We start from the raw sequence: 13,064 nt of genomic DNA, 5'->3' as shown, positions 1-13,064 counted from the left end.
TCTCTGGTCGTGCAGTCTCTTTCTTGCCGGCATCAAATGCCGCCGAGCGGCCGCAACTCTAGCAGCAGCTCACTATGCGCCGCTAAGATAGTATGCCCTCTGCGCAGGGTAGTAGTCCTCGAATGAAGGCAAAGGTTTGCCTTCCCGTGAGGCGACGAGCATGTCGAGATAGTATTCCCAGCCTGGTCCCACATCGCCTGCAAGCTTCAGATCAGACAGGTGTTGTGCGAAGCGCAGCGTGGTCGTGTCGTCCCCCTGGGTCAATGTCAGCTCGATGCGCCAGACGCCGCTTTCGTCCTTCATGACAAGGATGAGGCGGCGCGGCGCCTCACATTCTTCTATGGTAACATTGGTCCAGGGCTGACCCTTTTCGTGCACCAGTTGGATCCGCACCACATTGCCCGGGCGTGCGTCCCCCTCCCACGGACCAAACCACCTCGCGGTACTCTCGGAGTTCGTGATGCTGGTCCAAACGTCATCAATGGGCGCATTGAACTTGCGGGTGAGGATCAGCTCGTTGCCAACAATGTGGCCGGTAGGTTCGGGGTTCATTTGCTTTCCTTGCTGCTGCCGCTGCTGCGGTGAGGAGCTGCCTCGGCGGCCTGTCGCCGGCGCTTCACACGATGAACTTCAGTTTCGAGTGCCATGAGCCGGTGTTCCCAGGGTCCCGGTGCGCGCAAATCGGCGAGAAATGCCTCGAGTTCAGCGAGGGGGCCCAGCATCAGCTGGTACACGCGCTCGCGGCCGATCAATTCGTCGCTGACTAGCCCCGCTTCACGCAATACCCGCAGGTGGCGACTGACCGCCGGCCGGCTCACCGAGAATTCTTGAGCGAGGCGACCTGCGTTCACGGGCTGATCGCGCAACATCCTCAGGATATCACGGCGAATGGGGTCTGCTAATGCATGCGCTACCGCGTCCATGCAGAATCCGTAACAATGTCGTTACATTTTGTAAACGCGGTTGCTGTTCCCCTCGTCCCCAGCGGGGGTGCAAAGCCGCCCATGCTCCGCACCACGGAAGCGGCGACAAGCTTGCCCAAATCGCCAAATCTGCCAGACTGCCCACAAACGAACCCGGCGGGACGGCATGCAGAACGTCACGAAGTTGGAAGGCTGGTCGTCCCCGGTCGTGGCGTCGGTGACCCGTACCATTTTCACTGAGGACGGCAGCGTACAATTCCGGCCGGACGGCTGCTGGGACTTCGCCATCCTCAAGTCCGCCTGCGGTACCTTGGTGCTGCGGACCGGGCTCACCACCAAGGCGGTGACGCATCAGGCCGCCGCCGGCGACGAGATCCTTTCCATTGCCTTCAAAGCCAGCAGCTACATGCCCTTGATGCCCGGCGAGGAGATGCGTGACCAGGGCGTGGTCCTGCCCGGTCTCGGCGGGGACCGCTTCTGGCTTGGGACCGACGTGCTGGAGATCCCCTCATTCGATAATGTCGATGGCTTCGTCGCCAAGCTGCTGCGCAACAGCATCGTGGGGGACAATCGCCTCGTCGCTTCCATCGTCTCGGGTCACCCGATGGCAATGTCGGAGCGAACCCTGCAGCGGCATTTTCTGAAGACGACCGGCGTCACCTACAAGACCTTCACCCAGATCGAGCGGGCGCAGAAGGCGATGACGCTGCTGCAGCAGGGCCGGCCCGCTGCCGACGTGGCCTTTGCGCTGGGCTATGCCGATCAGCCGCACATGATCCGGTCATTGAAGGCGATCATGGGCCAGACGCCTGGGCAGGTCACACCGGGCTAAACTGTCGGAAATCTTCAATCCCACCGTCCGCCTGCTGGCTAGAAAGGGTGCACTTAAACCCAGCAAGGACGCTGCAAACGACCGCCATCACTTCGTTCAAGATCACCATTCCCCAAGCCAGGCTGACCGACCTGCAGCAGCGCCTGGCCAATACCATCCTCCCCAACGAGATTCCGGGCGCCGGCTGGAGCTACGGCCCGGCTGGTGAGTTCGTCGGCCGCATGATCGAGCGCCTCAAGAACGGCTTTGACTGGCGGGCCCAGGAAGCCGCAATCAACCGGCACCCGCAGTTCATCACCGATATAGACGGCCAGACCATTCATTTCCTGCACGTCAAGGCAAGCAACCCAAATGCGACGCCGCTCCTCCTGCTGCACGGCTGGCCGGGCTCCTTCGTCGAATTCCTCGACGTCATTGCGCCACTCTCGGCCGCTGGCTTCAATCTCGTCATCCCCTCCCTCCCAGGCTTCGGCTTCTCGGGTCCAACGCGCGAGGCCGGCTGGAACGATGGTCGTATCGCCAGCGCATTGCTTGAGCTGATGTCGCGTCTCGGCTACCAGCGCTTCGGCGTGCAGGGCGGTGACGCCGGCGCCGTGATCGCGCCAGCTATCGCCTGCGCCGCGCCCGACCGGGTCATCGGTGTCCACGTCAATGCGGCCACCATGGGCTTCATTCCCATGGGTCCGATTGATCCGGACGAGATTGCAACTTTCACGGACGCCGAAAAGACCCGGCTGCAGCGCTGCAGCAGTTTATGGCCGAACGCCTCGGCTTCAACGCGCTACAATCGAGCCGGCCGCAGACCGTGGCCTACGGCATCGCCGACTCACCTTCTGGCCTCATTGCCTGGCTGGGCGACATGTTTGCCGGCTTTGGCGACAGCCCCAACGCCATTGACCAGGACAAGTTTCTGACCAACGTCCTGGTCTACTGGTTCAGCGGTACTGCGGCGTCGTCCATCCGCCTCTACTACGAGAACGCCCACGATCCGGAGGCCTGGTCGCCCAAGCCGAATTCCGGCGTTCCCACCGGGGTTGCCGTCTTCTTCCGCGACGAGGTCGCCATCCGCCGCTTTGGCGAGGCCGGCAACACCATCGTCCGCTGGACCGAACTGGAGAGTGGCGGCCACTTCGCGGCGATGGAAGTGCCCCAGGTTTGGGCAGCAGAAGTCGCGGCCTTCTTTTCCAGCCTCAAGCACTAGGAACCAAGCACTGGGAACCAAGGGTGGTGGCCCGCGCGGCGTTCCCCGCAGCGCCCCATCTCGACTGGCAGAACAAGGCGATCTGGCCCGAAGGACTACCGTCCCATCAAGGCCATGAAGCCGGTGCTGTCGCCGCCTGCTTCGGCGAACATCTGGGTGAGCTTGCTGGTGCTGGTGTAGCTGTCCACGGCGGCTTGGTAGAATTGATCGCTCCAACCGACAGCCTGGCGTTCTTCGACACTCATGGAGCCGAAGATGGACATGATGTTCTGGCTGAAAGCGGTGGGATCGCTGGACTTTGCAGCACTCTGGAAACCGGCCAGGAGCGCGGCGCCGCTTTTGCCGCGCAGGGCAGCGTTGGCGGCACTGATCTCCTCGGTCTTGAAGATGCCGCTGGTGTCGAGCACGATGGCGGACAGGACGCGGCTTTCGAATCTGGACATGTCGATATAGGTGCCGACAGTGGTGGCCTTGTTGAAGGTCGGCGCCTTGCCAGTGGCGCTGGCCTCGGCATATAGCGCGTCCAGGGTCTTGCGGGCGGTGGCGGCAACATCGACGATGGGCTGCGGCTGGACCTGCTCGCCGGCTTCGACCACCGCCAGATAAAGCGCTACGGGATCGTGTTCGCCGGCATCGGGCAGCGTCTTCGGGTCGGTCAGCAATTGTTTCTGCGCATCGGTGACCGCAGCGCGGCCCTCGATCCAGTCGGCCCCGGCTTTCTCCTCGGAACCGAGACTGTCCAGATATTCGGCAGCGGCCTTGTAGAGCGCAGAATAGTTGCCGGTGACCTTGGCCAGGGCGGCGGGGCCGGAAAGCGCGGCCTCGAAGCGGCGCTGCATTTCCAGCCCGGCGGCGTCCTGCTCGTCGGGATTGAAACCATCGTTGCTGGCCATGGCGAAAAGCTCACGATGGTCGAGGCTCGACAGGTCGAGCGCCAGCTTGCCGTCCTGGAGGGGGCTGGTGCGATCGGCGTCCTTGAGCAGGAGCATCAGCTTGCTGTGCGTATCGGCAAGGACGGTCGCGAAATCTTTGTTGGCAAGCGCGGCAACCGCGGCGTCGGAGAGCGTAACCGAGGTGGCGCCCTGATCTGTAGCCACGGCAGCCGAGGACGTTGCCCTGGATGAAGGGGAGCCAGTTGCCGCGCCCGCAGAACTGGCCGCCTTGTAGTAGGTGCTGGTGGAATAGGCAGTACTGACGGAAACCATCGGACGCTCCTGCGATTGGTCACAGATCGCGATGCAAGCGGCATGCCGACAAAAAATGCTTGATAATCAACACCCCTCGATGCTGCGCAGGCTCCATACCGGCAGAATTTGCCGAGCAGGCGGGCAACGAGGTGAACTTCGCCGCGATGTGGCTACCCGGCGGCGGTGAGCAGACCGACGGCTCTTTAGCCGGGGTCGTGCAATCGTTGCAGGAGTGATGACACAAGGCCATGCGCTGCCGCTGTTGACATTGGCTGCCCCTTGGATCGATCTATTGCGACTGGCTGAGTGAGGACAATGAGCGAGAAAGCGGTGCGGCGGGCGCGGCCAACACTGATGGATGTCGCCAAAAAGGCCGGGGTATCACGGGCGACGGCTTCGCTCGTGGTGCGCAAGAGCCCGCTGGTGAGCGAGGATACCCGCGCCGCCGTTCAGGCTGCCATGGCCGACATCGGCTATGTCTACAATGTTGGCGCGGCAAGGATGCGGGCGGCGCGCAGCAGAACAATCGGGTTGATCATCCCCAACCTTTCCAACACCTTTTTCGGCGAACTGCTGGCAGGCATCGATGAGGTGATCGACGCGGCTGGACTGGCGACGTTTATCGCACATTCCGGGGAATCGCCGGCCAAGCAGGACGGGTTCGTTAATCGCATGCGCGAACATGGGGTGGACGGGCTGATCATCTGCCCCGCGGCAGGCACGGAGCCGGGCTTCATGGCGCAGCTGAAGGATTGGGGCATGCCCGTCGGCGAAGTTCTGCGCACAGTCGCCAGGGGGAATGTCGACTATACCGGCATGGATCAAAGCGGGGGAATGGACAGCGCGGTGAGCCGGCTGGTGGAACTGGGACATACCCATCTTGGCTTTGTGTCCGGCAGTCTCGATCATTCCGCACGCGATGAAAGACTTGGTGCCTTCCGCTCGGCCGTCCTCAGGCATAACCACGTTCGAACCACGGAAAAAATCATCGACCTTACTCATGCCGAGGCGATCATGCTGGCCCAGCGGGTCGCTGCCGACCCTTCGGCTCCTACTGCCTGGATCTGCCACAACGACGTGGTCGCCCTGGGCATGCACAAGGGCTTTTGCGATGCCGGGCTGTTGCCGGGTCGCGACGTGTCGTTGATCGGCTATGACAATGTCGCAGAAGCCGATCTGGTGCGGCCCGGATTGGCATCGGTTGCCACTGAGCCATCGGAGATCGGAGCGCTCGCCGCACGGCAATTGTTGCGTCGGATCGACAATTCGGAAGCGCCGCCGGAACGGATAACCGTTCCCAGCCATCTTGTTGAACGAGGATCGATGGGCCCTGCTCCATTGGTCGCCGAAGGGTTGACTCGGGAGCTCGCTCGCATTTAGATCGATCTAATTGATGGGCAAAGAATTGTGGAGGATGCGGAAACATGGGCTACAACTTCAATTTCGCGCCCGTGTTCAACAATTTCGACCAGTTGCTCTATGGGGCGCTCATCACCATTCAGCTCAGCTTCGGGGCTATCCTGATCGGCCTGTTGATTGCCGTTCCCTGTGCCGCCGCCAAGACAGCTGGACCAAAGCCGCTGCGCTGGCTGGTGAACCTCTATATCGAGGTGATCCGCAACACGCCCTTCCTGATCCAGATCTTCTTTATCTATTTCTCGCTTCCGGCACTCGGCGTCCGGTTTGATCCGAATACGGCCGCCTTGGTGGCGCTGTCGGTCAATGTGGGCGCCTATGCGACCGAGATCGTGCGGGCGGGGATCGAGTCCATCAATCGGGGGCAGATCGAAGCGGGCAAGGCGCTTGGCCTCAAGGGCCATCAGATCTTCCGCTACGTCGTCATCAAGCCGGCCTTGCGCACCATCTATCCCGCGCTCACCAGCCAATTCATCTACCTGATGCTGAATTCTTCCGTGGTTTCGGCGATCTCGGCTACCGATCTGGCAGCGGCTGGCAACAACATCCAGTCGGCAACGTTTGCGGCATTCGAGGTTTATCTGGTGATCACCGTGATTTATTTCGTTCTGTCACTCGGCTTTTCCGGCCTATTTTCAGCAATCGGGCGGAAAGCGTTCAGCTATCCGCTGGCGCGATAGGACCAGCCGATGTTCCGCAGCTTTGGCCCCAATGAAGTGCTGTATATCGTCAGCGCCGTGCAGTGGACGCTGCTTCTTTCAGCCATCGCCTTTGCCGGCGGGGCCGTCGGGGGCATGGCAATAGCATTGGCGCGCGTTTCAACGACAAAGCCGCTGCGCTACGCGGCGCTCGCCTTTATCCGTGTGTTCCAGGGCACGCCGCTGCTGATGCAGCTGTTCCTGGTTTATTTCGGCCTGTCGATCATGGGGGTGGGAATCAACCTCTGGGTTGCGGCGGCGGCAGCGCTGACGCTCCACGCCAGCGCCTATCTCGGCGAAATCTGGCGTGGCTGCATAGAAGCGGTGCCCTCGGGCCAGAGCGAAGCGAGCTATGCGCTGGGGCTCAAATATCGCGACCGCATGCGCTACGTGGTGTTGCCCCAGGCCGCCAAGATTTCGGTGGCCCCGACGGTGGGTTTCCTCGTGCAACTGATCAAGGCGACATCGCTCACCTCGATCATCGGCTTTGTGGAACTGACCCGGGCGGGGCAGATCATCAACAACGCGACCTTCCAGCCGCTCACCGTGTTTTCGCTGGTGGCGGCTGTCTACTTCATCCTGTGCTGGCCACTTTCCATGTGGGCCCGGCATCTGGAAGGCCGGTTTGCCGTGGCAACCACGCGTTGACGGCAAGAATTTTAACCAGGGAGAGAGTGTAAAAATGAAACTGAACAAAAAGCTGATCGCACTGGCTGGCGCTGCAGCGCTAGCCGCCGGGATGGTGGCAGGGCCCGCCGCTGCACAGAGCGTTGAGGAAATTCAGCAGCGCGGCACCGTCAATGTGGGCCTTCTGGTTGATTTCCCGCCCTTCGGCATTCTTGACCAGAGCGGAAATCCCGACGGCTATGATGCCGACGTGGCACGGCTTCTGGCGGAGGATCTGGGGGTCGAGCTCAACCTCGTGCCGGTGACCGGCCCGAACCGCATTCCCTACCTGCTGTCCAACCAGGTTGATATTCTCGTTGCATCCCTTGGCATCACCCCCGAGCGTGACGAGCAGGTGGATTTCTCCGAGCCTTATGCAGGCATCGAGATCTTTGTTTTCGGTGACACCAATCTCGAAGTAACCGGGCCCGAGGGCCTGTCGGGGCAGAACATCGCGGTGGCGCGGGCTTCGACTCAGGATACGGCGATCACCGAAATCGCCCCCTCCGACGCCAATATCCAGCGCTTTGACGATGATGCTTCGGCTGTGCAGGCGCTGCTTTCGGGCCAGACCCCGCTGATGGGTGCGTCCAACGTGGTGATCGCCCAGATCAACACCATGGCGCCAGATCGCTTCGATACCAAGTTCTCGCTGCGCCAGCAGAGCCAGGGCATTGCCGTGCGTCCAGGAAGCGATGAACTGCTTGGCTACATCAACGAGTTCCTCGGCCGGGTCAAAGCCGATGGCAAGCTCAATGCACTACACGAAGAATGGGTTGGCGGACCGCTGCCCGAATTCGTGGCGGCAACCGAATAGTCTAACTAAACCGATCTGAGGGCCGAAACGCCATGTCCAACGCTGTACCCGAAAATACCGATGCCGCGGTCGTCATGCGCGATGTCGATAAATGGTATGACAGCTATCATGCCCTCACTTCGATCAACCTTACGGTCGCGCGCGGCGAGAAGATCGTCGTGTGCGGCCCATCGGGGTCGGGGAAATCCACCCTTATCCGCTGCATCAACCAGTTGGAAACCATTCGCTCCGGAACCATCACCGTCGACGGCATCGAGCTGACAGCCGGTGGCGACAACGTGGACAAAATTCGCCGCGAGGTCGGCATGGTGTTCCAGCAGTTCAACCTCTTCCCGCACATGACCGTGCTGGAAAATTGCATGCTCGCTCCGATCAAGGTGCGCGGCGTCAGCAAGGCGGAGGCCGAACAAACGGCACGGCGCTATCTTGAACGCGTGCGCATCCCGGAACAGGCCGAAAAATATCCCGCCCAGCTTTCGGGCGGCCAGCAGCAGCGGGTGGCGATTGCCCGGGCGCTATGCATGAACCCCAAGATCATGCTGTTCGACGAGCCGACATCGGCGCTCGATCCGGAGATGGTCAACGAAGTGCTCGACACCATGATCGATCTTGCCCGTGAAGGCATGACCATGCTTGTCGTCACTCATGAGATGGGCTTTGCCCGCAAGGTCGCCGATCGGGTGATCTTTATGGACAAGGGCGAGATCGTGGAGATCGGCGAGCCCGAGAGTTTCTTCTCCAACCCCCAAAACGAGCGGACCAAGACGTTTCTGGGCCAGATCGCCCATTGATGAAGGCAGCCCGCAAGTAGCCGAGCTGCGGCACCGCCTTCTAATCCCCCTACGTCAGCCGAGACCGCCATGTTTTCGGCAACGCTATCCCGAATCCTTCCAGCCGTGTGCGGGCAGCCTGCACAACTGCGTCGTCAAACCGGTTTGCGTACTCGAGGATCACGTACTCGCCGGTGAACTCCGCCATGCCGGTCTCGATCACTGCGACAAAGCCTGGCGTCACTGCCTTGTCCATCGCCAGCGCTGCCAAAGTGGCAAGGGCGCCCTTGGTCTCAATCTGTTTGCGTGTCTTTGTGGCCCGCTGAGCCCGCCCATGCTTGATCCTGAGTGTTTCTTCATGGGCTGTCACCACCTGCCACAGGCGCTGTGTCAGCGGGTCGGTGTGGCCTGCTCCACCCAGTTCAAAGATGCGGCGCATGCATAGTCTTGCCAGGCCTTCCTCACCTCGGGCCAGGGCATTCTGCATCAGTATCTTGATCCGCTTTGGATCGTTCATTGTAGAAGGGTCGGCTGCCATGATTACTCCGCTAATCAGCGAGCAGTAGCACGAGAGACGGCATTCGAGCTCAAGAAAGACCAGGTGTGGAACGCGAATTCAATCCAGGTGATCCTTGCGTTTGTACGCGCAAAGGATCAGGAACATCGGTTCAAGATGAAATGAGGAACCATGGCCCGTACCCCCAACTACAATTTTGAGCGCCAAGAACGCGAGCGGCTCAAGAAGCTGAAGAATGCTGAACGGGCACAAGCCAAGCTCAAGCCGGCTGTTGAGGAAAGCGAGGCTCCCGTGCCCGACAAGACCCCAGAGCAAGATTAAATGCCCTGCCAGGTCAAAGCGCACGCCGTTCCCGTGCTCTCCTGTTGTCGGATGGGTTCATGACTGCCCAACCGGCACAAGACGGATCTGGGTTTCTGCGGCGACTTGGCTGGGCACCTTTTTTCCAGCATCAGCTTGCCGCAGAAGAATCCGAGCTCTTGCCATTACGGATCGATGCGGTTCATCGCAGGCGGCTGACCGCCCTGTCAGAGACCGGCCAGATCGATGTCGAACTGCCTGTACATACCGACACCGGCGATTACGCCGTCGGTGACTGGGTGCTTGCCGAGCCGTCCACGCACTTGATGCGCCGCCGACTGGACCGGAGAACGCTGTTGCAGCGCAGTGCCGAAGGCAAAAAGCCAACCCAGCTTGTGGCTGCCAATGTCGACACGCTCCTGATCGTCGCATCCTGCAACGCGGACTTCAACCTCGCGCGGTTGGAGCGGTATCTTGCTTTCGCCAATGAGGCTGGAACCGAACCAGTGATCGTGTTGACCAAAGCCGATGTCGCTGAAGACGCAACGGCATTGGAACAGCAAGCCTCGGCGCTTCAGCGTGGATTAGCCGTTGTCACGCTCGATGCTCGCTCCGAAGAAGCGGCAACCAAGCTTCATGCCTGGTGCGGCCTGGGATCAACAGTGGCGCTCGTTGGCTCATCGGGCGTCGGCAAATCCACTCTTGTGAACACACTGGTGGGCCTCGGGCGGCGTCAGCCCCAACAAACCGGCAGCGTACGCCAGGGCGATTCCAAAGGTCGCCATACCACCACCTCGCGATCCCTTCATGCCATGGCCGCCGGTGGGTGGGTCATCGATACGCCCGGCGTCCGAAGCCTGCACCTTCGGGACGTGGGCCAGGGGCTGGACACCCTCTTTGCCGAGATCACGGAACTCGCCCCAGCATGCAAGTTCCGCGATTGCAGTCATGATCATGAACCAGGATGCGCGGTCCTCGCTGCAGTGGCTGCTGGCAAGCTCGATCCAAAGCGTCTGGCGCGCTGGAGAAAGTTGCAAACCGAAAGCCGCGGCAAGTAGCGCCTGATCCGGAGCGGGGACGACAAGGGGGAATCGGCGCTGCCTGGCGCGGCGTGGCTGCTTCCCACGGCCATGTATGGCGAGACCGTGCCCATCTGGCTGATGTCACGCCGAACCACGGGACGCCACGGTGGCCAATACCTGAGGGCGGGTGCGCCGCACTATTTTAGCGGGTCGGGCCATCCCATGGGCTGTTCACATCGAGCGTCTCGGCGTCGGGCGCGACATAGCCTTGGCCGGTCAGCCAATCACGCAGGATGCGGTTGATGGCGTCGTTCCGGCTCAGCGTGCCGGCTTCGGGATGCACGTGATCGGCAATGAAATTGTCGAGGCCGGTGATGAGGTCCTCGTCGAGATCGGGAATGGGGCTGAGATCTGGGTGTGGTTGCATGTGCGCGCCTGTGATTGAGGGTTGCACACACAACAGCGGGGGGCGGGCACGGTTCCACTCCGCCCCCCGAGGCGCATGGCCGCTAGTTGTCGTTGACGCGGCGGCGATACTCGCTGGCAACCCAGATCACGACGACGGCAAAAACCGCCCCGATGCCGACCTGCACCCAGTCGATGCCGGCGATCAGGTCGAGGGCAAAGGTCCAGCCGTTGAACGGCTCGGCCGAGGTGAGCCAGGCTTCGGCATAGGGCGTGTCGGGGAGCGCGAGACGGTTTTCGAGGAACCGCCAGGTGTGCGTGGCGAAGGGATGAAAGCCCCCCAGCGTCACCCATTCGAGCGTCGAGGCGATGGCCGGCAGCAGCGCGGCGATGGGAATAGCCCACCGGCCCACGACGGTGGCGATGGCGCCCACCAGCGCGATAAACGGCATGTACCAGAGCAGGCCGCAGACCACGACGGCAAGGATCGCCAGCGCCACCTGCCCATAGATGACGGCGATCTGGCCCAGAAACCCGACGCTGCCGGTGCCATTGATCATCGTCGTGGCAAAGGCCACGCCGAACAGTAGCACGCCGCTGAGCAGCGCCACGCCATAGACCACCCCGGGCAGGATGGTCATCGCGGCGGCGAGTTTGGAGAGCAGCACCTTGAAGTCCGATACTGGCATGGACTTCCAGAACAGCATGGCATTGTTGCGCTTGTCGGCGGCAAACCCATCGGCCGAGTAAAAGAACAGCGTCGAGATCAGGTAAAGCGACCAGCCCGTACCAAACGCCAGGAATCCCACCTCATAGACCCGCAGGGGCGCAACGGTGAACATGGCGCCCGAAAACCGCGCATCGACGCGCCCGACGGTGAAGGCCAGGATCGTGGCACCGAACAATACCGCGACCAGGATCAATGGCCCAACGAGAAACGCGCCGCGATGTTCAATGAACTCGCGATGGACCATGGCAGCAAATGCCCTCATCGCGCAGCCTCCGGATTGGCGGTGGGCCGCTGCATCAGGGCCACGAACAGGTCCGACAGGGTCGGCGTCGAAAGCTTGCCGAGCGGCTCAAGCACAGCGCGATCCACCCCATCGAAGATCATCACGGTCTGCCCGAAACGGGTTTCCTCGTAAACGGGATTGTGCGCCCATGCGGCCGTCTGGTGTTCGGGCTCGTTGACCACCAGCTGCACGAATTTGTCGTTCACCGTCTCCATCTGCATATGGAGGATCAAATCGCCATCGCGGATGAACATGATGTCGCTCAGCATGAACTCGATCTCATCCACCTGATGGGTGGTGATGAGCAGCGTGCGCTCCTCGGTCATGTAGTCTTCCAGCAGCCGCCGGTAGAAGCGCTTGCGATAGGTAATGTCGAGCCCCAGCGTCGGCTCGTCCAGCACCAATAGCTTGGCGTCGATCGCCATCACCACGGCCAGGTGCAACTGCGCCACCATGCCCTTGGACAGGTGCTTGATCTTCATTTCGGGCTTGATATCGGTGCCCTGCAGGAACTCGCGGGCCTTCTCCTGGCTGAAATTGGGGTGGATATTGCTAAGCAGCGCAAACAGCTCACGCACCCGCAAAAACCGCGGCAGGCTGGCCACGTCGGAGATGAAGGCGACGTTTTCCATCAGCTTGGCGCGCTTGGCGAAGGGGTCTTCGCCCAAAACGCGAATGGTGCCTTCGCAGGAGGTCAGCCCCAGCATGGCATTGAGTGTGGTGGTCTTGCCGGCGCCATTGTGCCCGATCAGCCCATAGATGCGGCCGGGCGGTATGTCGAAATCCAGCCCATGCAGGATTTCCTTGCGGCCGAACTTCTTGCGCAGGCCGCGGGCAGAAACGATGGGCGCGACATCAGGCGAAAGGGGAGAAAGCTCAGTCATGGTTCGGCTCCTGGCGCGGCTTGGTGGCGGCGAGCAAATCGGAAAGGTCGAGATCGAGGGCCTTGATCTGGGTCGCGATGCGCGGCCAGTCCTGTTGCAGAAACTTGTCGCGTTCATGCGCCAGCAGTTCTGCCCGCGCGCCGGCTTTGACGAACATCCCCAATCCCCTGCGTTTTTCCACCACGCCGATATCGACCAGGGCTTCGAAGGCCTTGGTGACCGTCAGCGGATTGACCGAAAGTTCCCCGGCAATCTGGCGCACCGAGGGCAGGGCCTCGCCTTCCGCCACTTGGCCGCGCAGGATCATTTCGGCCAGCCGCTGCCGGATCTGTACGAAGATCGGCTGGCTGGTGTGAAAGTCATCCATGTGTAATGCCTGTGTAGTGTGCTATAGATGTAGCACACTAATACGC

18 protein-coding genes are annotated in these 13,064 nt (G+C 61.4%); 10 read left to right on the top strand and 8 right to left on the bottom strand.

Annotated features, from left to right (window positions below; all coding sequences use genetic code 11):
• Positions 1 to 72: 72 nt before the first annotated feature.
• Both C8264_RS15715 and C8264_RS15710 read right to left on the bottom strand, forming a co-directional pair.
• Positions 73 to 552: an SRPBCC family protein gene (locus tag C8264_RS15715; protein WP_108461920.1), complete on the bottom strand. Its 480-nt coding sequence runs from the start codon at positions 550 to 552 to the stop codon at positions 73 to 75.
• Positions 549 to 923, bottom strand: a complete 375-nt coding sequence (locus C8264_RS15710; RefSeq protein WP_108461919.1) for an ArsR/SmtB family transcription factor — start codon at positions 921 to 923, stop codon at positions 549 to 551. The genes C8264_RS15715 and C8264_RS15710 overlap by 4 nt, the downstream gene beginning before the upstream one ends.
• 166 nt (positions 924 to 1,089) lie before the next feature.
• Between C8264_RS15710 and C8264_RS15705 the strand changes: the two genes are divergently transcribed.
• From C8264_RS15705 to C8264_RS22400, 3 genes are read left to right on the top strand one after another with little or no spacing between them, the layout of a single operon-like run.
• Positions 1,090 to 1,755, top strand: a complete 666-nt coding sequence (locus C8264_RS15705; protein WP_108461918.1) for a helix-turn-helix domain-containing protein — start codon at positions 1,090 to 1,092, stop codon at positions 1,753 to 1,755.
• Positions 1,756 to 1,802: 47 nt separating this feature from the next.
• Positions 1,803 to 2,669 carry an epoxide hydrolase family protein gene (locus tag C8264_RS15700; protein ID WP_205245699.1) on the top strand — a complete coding sequence of 289 codons (867 nt, stop codon included), beginning with the start codon at positions 1,803 to 1,805 and terminating at the stop codon, positions 2,667 to 2,669.
• On the top strand, positions 2,615 to 2,956 hold the full coding sequence (locus C8264_RS22400) for a hypothetical protein (RefSeq protein ID WP_205245698.1): 342 nt from the start codon (positions 2,615 to 2,617) through the stop codon (positions 2,954 to 2,956). The genes C8264_RS15700 and C8264_RS22400 overlap by 55 nt, the downstream gene beginning before the upstream one ends.
• A gap of 95 nt (positions 2,957 to 3,051) precedes the next feature.
• Here C8264_RS22400 and C8264_RS15695 read toward each other — a convergent pair whose 3' ends face one another.
• Positions 3,052 to 4,161: a hypothetical protein gene (locus C8264_RS15695; protein WP_108461917.1), complete on the bottom strand. Its 1,110-nt coding sequence runs from the start codon at positions 4,159 to 4,161 to the stop codon at positions 3,052 to 3,054.
• Positions 4,162 to 4,458: 297 nt separating this feature from the next.
• Between C8264_RS15695 and C8264_RS15690 the strand changes: the two genes are divergently transcribed.
• From C8264_RS15690 to C8264_RS15670, 5 genes are read left to right on the top strand one after another with little or no spacing between them, the layout of a single operon-like run.
• Entirely contained in the window at positions 4,459 to 5,523 is a 1,065-nt protein-coding gene (locus C8264_RS15690; protein ID WP_108461916.1) for a LacI family DNA-binding transcriptional regulator, read from the top strand.
• A 44-nt stretch (positions 5,524 to 5,567) separates the two neighbouring features.
• Entirely contained in the window at positions 5,568 to 6,239 is a 672-nt protein-coding gene (locus tag C8264_RS15685; RefSeq protein WP_108461915.1) for an amino acid ABC transporter permease, read from the top strand.
• Positions 6,240 to 6,248: 9 nt separating this feature from the next.
• Positions 6,249 to 6,905 (top strand): amino acid ABC transporter permease, encoded by a 657-nt coding sequence (locus tag C8264_RS15680; RefSeq protein ID WP_108461914.1) that lies wholly within the window; start codon positions 6,249 to 6,251, stop codon positions 6,903 to 6,905.
• Between the two features lie 34 nt (positions 6,906 to 6,939).
• The gene (locus tag C8264_RS15675) at positions 6,940 to 7,740 is read left to right on the top strand and encodes a transporter substrate-binding domain-containing protein (RefSeq protein ID WP_108461913.1); all 801 of its coding nucleotides are present in this window, start codon (positions 6,940 to 6,942) and stop codon (positions 7,738 to 7,740) included.
• Positions 7,741 to 7,772: 32 nt separating this feature from the next.
• Positions 7,773 to 8,531, top strand: a complete 759-nt coding sequence (locus tag C8264_RS15670) for an amino acid ABC transporter ATP-binding protein (RefSeq protein ID WP_108461912.1) — start codon at positions 7,773 to 7,775, stop codon at positions 8,529 to 8,531.
• Between the two features lie 49 nt (positions 8,532 to 8,580).
• Here the strand turns inward: C8264_RS15670 and C8264_RS15665 are convergent, their stop codons facing one another.
• Positions 8,581 to 9,048, bottom strand: a complete 468-nt coding sequence (locus C8264_RS15665; RefSeq protein WP_108461911.1) for a hypothetical protein — start codon at positions 9,046 to 9,048, stop codon at positions 8,581 to 8,583.
• Between the two features lie 150 nt (positions 9,049 to 9,198).
• Between C8264_RS15665 and C8264_RS22395 the strand changes: the two genes are divergently transcribed.
• Together C8264_RS22395 and rsgA are read left to right on the top strand one after the other, a co-directional pair.
• The gene (locus C8264_RS22395; protein ID WP_205245697.1) at positions 9,199 to 9,348 is read left to right on the top strand and encodes a hypothetical protein; all 150 of its coding nucleotides are present in this window, start codon (positions 9,199 to 9,201) and stop codon (positions 9,346 to 9,348) included.
• Between the two features lie 59 nt (positions 9,349 to 9,407).
• Positions 9,408 to 10,385, top strand: coding sequence for a ribosome small subunit-dependent GTPase A (rsgA, locus tag C8264_RS15660; protein ID WP_108461910.1), 978 nt, complete (start codon positions 9,408 to 9,410; stop codon positions 10,383 to 10,385).
• 166 nt (positions 10,386 to 10,551) lie between these two features.
• Here rsgA and C8264_RS15655 read toward each other — a convergent pair whose 3' ends face one another.
• The 4 genes from C8264_RS15655 to C8264_RS15640 form a co-directional block, all read right to left on the bottom strand.
• Positions 10,552 to 10,776, bottom strand: a complete 225-nt coding sequence (locus tag C8264_RS15655) for a hypothetical protein (RefSeq protein ID WP_108461909.1) — start codon at positions 10,774 to 10,776, stop codon at positions 10,552 to 10,554.
• An 82-nt stretch (positions 10,777 to 10,858) separates the two neighbouring features.
• On the bottom strand, positions 10,859 to 11,746 hold the full coding sequence (locus tag C8264_RS15650) for a hypothetical protein (protein ID WP_108461908.1): 888 nt from the start codon (positions 11,744 to 11,746) through the stop codon (positions 10,859 to 10,861).
• Positions 11,743 to 12,651: an ABC transporter ATP-binding protein gene (locus C8264_RS15645; protein WP_108461907.1), complete on the bottom strand. Its 909-nt coding sequence runs from the start codon at positions 12,649 to 12,651 to the stop codon at positions 11,743 to 11,745. Before C8264_RS15645 ends, C8264_RS15650 begins: the two co-directional genes overlap by 4 nt.
• On the bottom strand, positions 12,644 to 13,018 hold the full coding sequence (locus tag C8264_RS15640) for a GntR family transcriptional regulator (protein WP_108461906.1): 375 nt from the start codon (positions 13,016 to 13,018) through the stop codon (positions 12,644 to 12,646). The genes C8264_RS15645 and C8264_RS15640 overlap by 8 nt, the downstream gene beginning before the upstream one ends.
• Positions 13,019 to 13,064: the final 46 nt, after the last annotated feature.

It is taken from the genome of Devosia naphthalenivorans (assembly GCF_003056355.1).
GTDB lineage: Bacteria > Pseudomonadota > Alphaproteobacteria > Rhizobiales > Devosiaceae > Devosia > Devosia naphthalenivorans.
The sequence above is the reverse complement of the archived record's forward strand: the minus strand, read 5'-3'. Positions and strand labels throughout refer to the sequence as shown.

What these genes read in the sequence shown, in the direction of transcription:
- C8264_RS15715 (WP_108461920.1), bottom strand. Translation starts at nt 552, where the DNA reads ATGAACCCCGAACCTACCGGCCACATTGTTGGCAACGAGCTGATCCTC.
- C8264_RS15710 (WP_108461919.1), bottom strand. Translation starts at nt 923, where the DNA reads ATGGACGCGGTAGCGCATGCATTAGCAGACCCCATTCGCCGTGATATC.
- C8264_RS15705 (WP_108461918.1), top strand. Translation starts at nt 1,090, where the DNA reads ATGCAGAACGTCACGAAGTTGGAAGGCTGGTCGTCCCCGGTCGTGGCG.
- C8264_RS22400 (WP_205245698.1), top strand. Translation starts at nt 2,615, where the DNA reads ATGTTTGCCGGCTTTGGCGACAGCCCCAACGCCATTGACCAGGACAAG.
- C8264_RS15695 (WP_108461917.1), bottom strand. Translation starts at nt 4,161, where the DNA reads ATGGTTTCCGTCAGTACTGCCTATTCCACCAGCACCTACTACAAGGCG.
- C8264_RS15690 (WP_108461916.1), top strand. Translation starts at nt 4,459, where the DNA reads ATGAGCGAGAAAGCGGTGCGGCGGGCGCGGCCAACACTGATGGATGTC.
- C8264_RS15685 (WP_108461915.1), top strand. Translation starts at nt 5,568, where the DNA reads ATGGGCTACAACTTCAATTTCGCGCCCGTGTTCAACAATTTCGACCAG.
- C8264_RS15680 (WP_108461914.1), top strand. Translation starts at nt 6,249, where the DNA reads ATGTTCCGCAGCTTTGGCCCCAATGAAGTGCTGTATATCGTCAGCGCC.
- C8264_RS15675 (WP_108461913.1), top strand. Translation starts at nt 6,940, where the DNA reads ATGAAACTGAACAAAAAGCTGATCGCACTGGCTGGCGCTGCAGCGCTA.
- C8264_RS15670 (WP_108461912.1), top strand. Translation starts at nt 7,773, where the DNA reads ATGTCCAACGCTGTACCCGAAAATACCGATGCCGCGGTCGTCATGCGC.
- C8264_RS15665 (WP_108461911.1), bottom strand. Translation starts at nt 9,048, where the DNA reads ATGGCAGCCGACCCTTCTACAATGAACGATCCAAAGCGGATCAAGATA.
- C8264_RS22395 (WP_205245697.1), top strand. Translation starts at nt 9,199, where the DNA reads ATGGCCCGTACCCCCAACTACAATTTTGAGCGCCAAGAACGCGAGCGG.
- rsgA (WP_108461910.1), top strand. Translation starts at nt 9,408, where the DNA reads ATGACTGCCCAACCGGCACAAGACGGATCTGGGTTTCTGCGGCGACTT.
- C8264_RS15655 (WP_108461909.1), bottom strand. Translation starts at nt 10,776, where the DNA reads ATGCAACCACACCCAGATCTCAGCCCCATTCCCGATCTCGACGAGGAC.
- C8264_RS15650 (WP_108461908.1), bottom strand. Translation starts at nt 11,746, where the DNA reads ATGAGGGCATTTGCTGCCATGGTCCATCGCGAGTTCATTGAACATCGC.
- C8264_RS15645 (WP_108461907.1), bottom strand. Translation starts at nt 12,651, where the DNA reads ATGACTGAGCTTTCTCCCCTTTCGCCTGATGTCGCGCCCATCGTTTCT.
- C8264_RS15640 (WP_108461906.1), bottom strand. Translation starts at nt 13,018, where the DNA reads ATGGATGACTTTCACACCAGCCAGCCGATCTTCGTACAGATCCGGCAG.